Genomic DNA, 1,569 nt, shown 5'->3' with positions numbered 1-1,569 from the left:
GCCGCAGGTGGCGGCGCGGCGGGCGCTGCCGCCGGCGTGGCAGCGGCGTCGGCCGCGCACTCGGACTTGCGGAAATCATTCCACTTCTGGCCATTGAGGGTGCCGGCTGTTTTGGCGGCCTGATACTTCGCACTGCACTCCTGCATGGTGAGAGCCTGCGCGGGCGCGGTGGCCATAACGGCGGCAAAACCGGACGCGGCGACGGCGCACAATAATCTGGCTCTAATGCTCATCCTTGGTCTCCCTTATCCTTTGGGGATGCTGGTCTAAGTTTCCCCATCCTAGTGGAGTGGATTTGACATTCGCAAGCCACCTGGCCGGGAATTCGTCAGGCGAAGGTCAAATCCTGAACTCCACTAGAAACCTATATTTGCAGGTGGTTCTTTGATTCTGGCATTCGCAAAGCTGCCCGCCGATGCGAATGTCAGAATCGGACCACTAGCTTAGCCAAGACATGTGACAACGGCCATGCGGGGTTGCGCGAAAATATCGCGCCGCGAAGAGACCACCACCATGCCCATTCATGCGCGGTTCAGCATCAAGGCGCGACCGTGGCGCCCTCTTCAACCCCGAGGGACTTCTCATGACGATATCTTCCCGCCTGGCCGCCGCGATCGGTGCGTCCTTCCTGCTTTTCGCCACTCCCGTTTTCGCCCAAACCACCGCTGCCCCCGCTGCCAAGTCAGATGCGGCCGCGCCAATGGCGAAGCCCGCAAAGGTCCATAGCGCCGAATCGATCGAATGCTCCAAGGAGGCGGACGCCAAGGGTCTTCATGGCAAGGAGCGCAAGAAATTCCGCTCCGAATGCAAGAGAACCGCGAAGGAAAAGAAGTAACAAGACCACCTCGATTGATCCCATCCTCCTTGTCAGCGGGAGGATGGGATACCACCCCCACGCGATCGTCGCCCGTTCAGGCCGGCAAGGCTCAGCGGCATCAAGGCTCGACGAATATCAATACAGGGTGCGCATCCGCACATTTGTCCCTGAATGACGGATTTGCCATAAGGCGCCGTGACCCAGATCCCGCAATGGGTGGCCGATGCCATCCCCAGCCGTACCAAGACCCTCCAATTCCTCGAAACGCTTGCGATCGGCACGATCGGGGGCGTGGTGTTTCTCGTTGCCCACCTGCCAGGCGGATTGATCTCGGGCGCCATGCTCGCGGTCGCGGTTGCGGCCATGCTGGGACGGCGGATGGCCGTACCCGCCCATTTGACGCAAGCCGTGCTGGTGCTGCTCGGGATTTCGCTGGGCTCGCTGATGTCGCGGCAACTGCTGCAACATATCGGCGCCTATCCCCTCACCATCGGCTTTCTGGCACTCGCGACCTTCGGCACCACCTTCGGCTCCAGCTACTACCTCCAGCGCGTCCACGGCTGGGACCGCACCTCGGCTTTTCTGGCCGCTTGCCCCGGCGCGCTGTCGCAAATCGCGCTGCTCGCGGTCGAAAAGGGCGCGGACATGCCGGCGATTGCGGTGGTGCAGACGCTCCGCGTAATCATTCTCACCGCCGCTCTTCCGCTCGTCCTGGTGCTGACCGGGTTGACGTCGGCTTCCGCGCCTGCACT

At 62.0% G+C, this 1,569-nt stretch carries 2 protein-coding genes and 1 pseudogene; 2 read left to right on the top strand and 1 reads right to left on the bottom strand.

The genetic code is table 11. The features are described from left to right. A pseudogene (locus WB528_RS11960) lies at window positions 1–233 on the bottom strand (hypothetical protein); the annotation flags it as partial. A gap of 350 nt (window positions 234–583) precedes the next feature. Between WB528_RS11960 and WB528_RS11955 the strand changes: the two are divergent. Both WB528_RS11955 and WB528_RS11950 read left to right on the top strand, forming a co-directional pair. Then, on the top strand, window positions 584–835 hold the full coding sequence (locus tag WB528_RS11955) for a PsiF family protein (RefSeq protein ID WP_423888623.1): 252 nt from the start codon (window positions 584–586) through the stop codon (window positions 833–835). 177 nt (window positions 836–1,012) lie between these two features. Next, on the top strand, window positions 1,013–1,569 hold a 557-nt coding region (locus WB528_RS11950; RefSeq protein ID WP_423888622.1), incomplete at its 3' end, for an AbrB family transcriptional regulator.

Origin of the sequence: Bradyrhizobium sp., from assembly GCF_049586575.1 — a bacterium.
Lineage (GTDB): Bacteria > Pseudomonadota > Alphaproteobacteria > Rhizobiales > Xanthobacteraceae > Bradyrhizobium.
Note: the sequence above shows the minus strand (reverse complement) of the source record. Positions and strands in the feature narration are given on the sequence as shown.